Origin of the sequence: Thermoflexus sp. (assembly GCF_025055495.1) — a bacterium.
Taxonomy (GTDB): domain Bacteria; phylum Chloroflexota; class Anaerolineae; order Thermoflexales; family Thermoflexaceae; genus Thermoflexus.
This window is the reverse complement of the sequence record NZ_JANWXB010000407.1, coordinates 1-2,962: the sequence shown is the minus strand read 5'-3', so window position 1 is coordinate 2,962 and position 2,962 is coordinate 1. Positions and strand designations below refer to the sequence as shown.

Here is a 2,962-nt window from a genome sequence, read left to right as displayed (position 1 = left end):
CCACGACGGCTGGCGTCGCCGCGGCATGCTCCCAGAGCGGCGCCTGAGAGGACCGGATCGCCCAGCGGGCGGGAGGCTCCGGCCGGCCGATCGGGTAAAGTCCAGTCACGATGGACGCTGGACCCGGTGGAAGATCCGCCGGCAGGGGGATGCGGTAAGATTGAACGAATACCTCCCCACTCTTCCATTCGCGGAAAGAGCGGTTCCCAAAATCGATCGGGAGATCCCGACCCGCCACCATCCTACCTTCCCGATCGTGCACATGGACGAACACCACGGGGGTCGAATCCTGAGCCTGAAACGCCTGCGCGTCCTGCACGCCCCAGAACATGGAGAACTCCAGCGTCTCCCCGGGGCAGAAGGCCACACCGCTCAGAGCGATTGCTACTAAGGCGACTCCGTTCCCGAACTCAACCAGCGGCATTCGAAAAGGCACGGGAGAACTGGAGGATAAAGGATCCAGAGGAATCTCGCTCTGAAACGAGAGCTCTCGAGGAGGCGGGAGCCTCATTCGTCCGCTCTCCCCAGGCTCTACCCGCCCCTCAATCTTTAAGACAGAAGCGCCAAGCGGTCGAGGGATCCAGCCCACGGGCAGCGCTTCCAGGTAAGCGGGCATGGCCAGTGGAAGAGCGCCCTGAAGCGGAAGTGCCTCAGCCTCCGGTGCGGCGGGGTTCATAACGAGCAATGTATAACGGCCCGGCGTGATCGAAACGCGCCACGGCCACGCGTCCCGAGGCAATGCCAGGAAGAGCCAGACCCGATCTCCTTGCAGCACAGCCCGAATCCCTACCTGCGCTGCTCCGGATCGGGGATGCTCCTTGATCAAATAAAGGGCGCCTGCGGGGGTCTCCGCGACCTTCCAGAAGCGATCCTGGAACAGCGCCCAGCGGGCTTCGAAGGCCGCCTGCTCCTCTGGGGCCCAGCCCTCCGCGCGCACCAGGATCGCCTTCACACCCAGATCCTCGAAAAAGGCCAGGCTCTCCCGGGAGGGGAAGAACAGCAGGCGATCGGCGACCTCCCAGAACAGCGGGGGGAAGAAACCGCTGTAGCCGATGGGCGTGGGCTGCTTCCGATAGAGGGTGGTAAACTGGGCATGGCTCAGCCGGCGCATCGTCTCCGGCTCCGAGAGGATGTTCAGCGTCCGGATCGTGGGGAATTCCACAAAGGGCTGCATGCCAGGCATTTCGGCCAGAAGTCGATCGAGCTCCGGGATCGGCTGGGGAGCCGGGAAACGGGGGAAAGGCCCCCGGTAGGCCTCGAGAACGGCCAGTGCCATTATCCCGCTGAGCGCCCATCGATGCCACTCCAGCCGCGAACGCCAGGCGTGCCACCCGAGGCCGGCCAGCACGGCCAGCCCTAGCTGCGCTAGCACGAACATCCGCGCGGGAACCCGGATAGCCTGGAACCCGGGGAAGAGGTGCCAGAGCAGGATATAGGGCATCGCCGGAAGCAGGGGGGGATCCTCCAGGCGCAGGCGAAGCACCGGGCCGATCGCGAAAACCGTTCCCAGGACCACTAAGAGAGTGAACGGCCGGCGCCACGGTGAGCGGCTGAGCCAGAGCCCATAGGCGGCCAGCGCCAGCGTCACCATCCCCGGAAACAGGGTCTCCACGTGATCGTAGCGGTGGATATTCCAGAAGGGGGGAAGACCGGCGTAGAGATGCCCATGAGGCACCAGTAGAAAGCTGAGCAGGCCGAACGACCCCTGCTGGTCCAGCCCCCGCGTCCCCACCCATCGGCGGGCCTCCAGATAGGGCCAGGTGACGGGGAGGAGAATCCCGGCCGCCAGGATCCCGGAGAGGATCGCCATGCGCCAGAAGGCAATACGCCGCGCGGCGGACTGACGGAGGACCTGTTCGATCCCCACCGCGATCAGACCGACGATGAGGAACAGTCCGTGGTAAATCGAGACTAAAAACTGTCCGGTGAAGGCCAGGGCCAGCCCGACCGCATCCCGGGTTCGAGCGGTTCGGAACAGGCGCAACAAAAATAAAATCGCCAGGGGGATCCCGAAGTTCAACAGCACCTGGAGCTGAGGCGATGGGCCGAACCGCAGGGTCATGGAGGCGAAGAGCAAGCCGCTCAGCGTGGCCGCTGACCGATCCCCGGTCAGCCAGAGAACGAGGGCATAGGTCGCGAGGGCCGATAGGGCGAAAGAGGAGATGAACAAAACGTTGTAGGCCAAGATCGGATTGCCGGTGAGGCCAATCACGGGCGTGGCCAGCAGGGCGGCCCCCAGGAGATGCTCGGAGAAATAGAGCGTGTAGGGATAGGGGTAGAAATTCGGCGCATGGGGGAGCTGATCAGGACGCAGCAGGTGACGCGCGTCCCAGCCCAGGGTCCACGCGTTCAGCACTGCATCCCCCGTGTTCTCCAGATGGGAGGCGGCGGTGCGGGCCACCGGCCAAGTCAATGCGAGGGAAAGGGCCACAAAGAGGGCCACGGGGGGCCCGTGACAACGAAGCCCCTCAGCGAATCTCCAGCTCCAGAAGGTCCACCACCTCGCCATGGTCTGAAAGCTCCCGTTGACCGGTCTTTTCATCATAAAGGCCGACCCGGAGAAGGTAACGGCCCGGAGGCAGGTCCAGCATGAACCCGTAGAGATCCATGATCTGCTTGCCGGGACGCCACTCCTGCACAGGCTCCCACCCGTCCGCGGGCAGACGGTCCTGCTGGAGCAAGGGCGGTTGATCCGACCGGCCGATATGGACGAACACCTTGCGGGGCCTGGGGGAAGGATGCGTCGCCTGCCACATCATGGCCACCCGCAGCGGCGCTCCTCGTGGCATAGATAAAGTAGGCCGTCCTCCCGAATGGACAGGCGTTGTCTCGCCCTGAACCGCCGCCTGGGCCAGCTCCATGCCATTCGCCCAGCGGATGCGCTCGCCGATGACATGCCATCTGCCCCGCGGGCTCAGATACAGCATCAGCCGCATCCAGCTCTCATAGTCTCGCTCCTTAA

1 protein-coding gene and 1 pseudogene are annotated in these 2,962 nt (G+C 64.4%); both read right to left on the bottom strand.

Annotated features, from left to right (window positions below; translation table 11 throughout):
• On the bottom strand, window positions 1-2,509 hold a 2,509-nt coding region (locus NZM16_RS13240; protein WP_295480818.1), incomplete at its 3' end, for a hypothetical protein.
• Window positions 2,469-2,962: pseudogene (locus tag NZM16_RS13235) on the bottom strand (hypothetical protein); the annotation flags it as partial. The gene NZM16_RS13240 and the pseudogene NZM16_RS13235, both read right to left, overlap by 41 nt.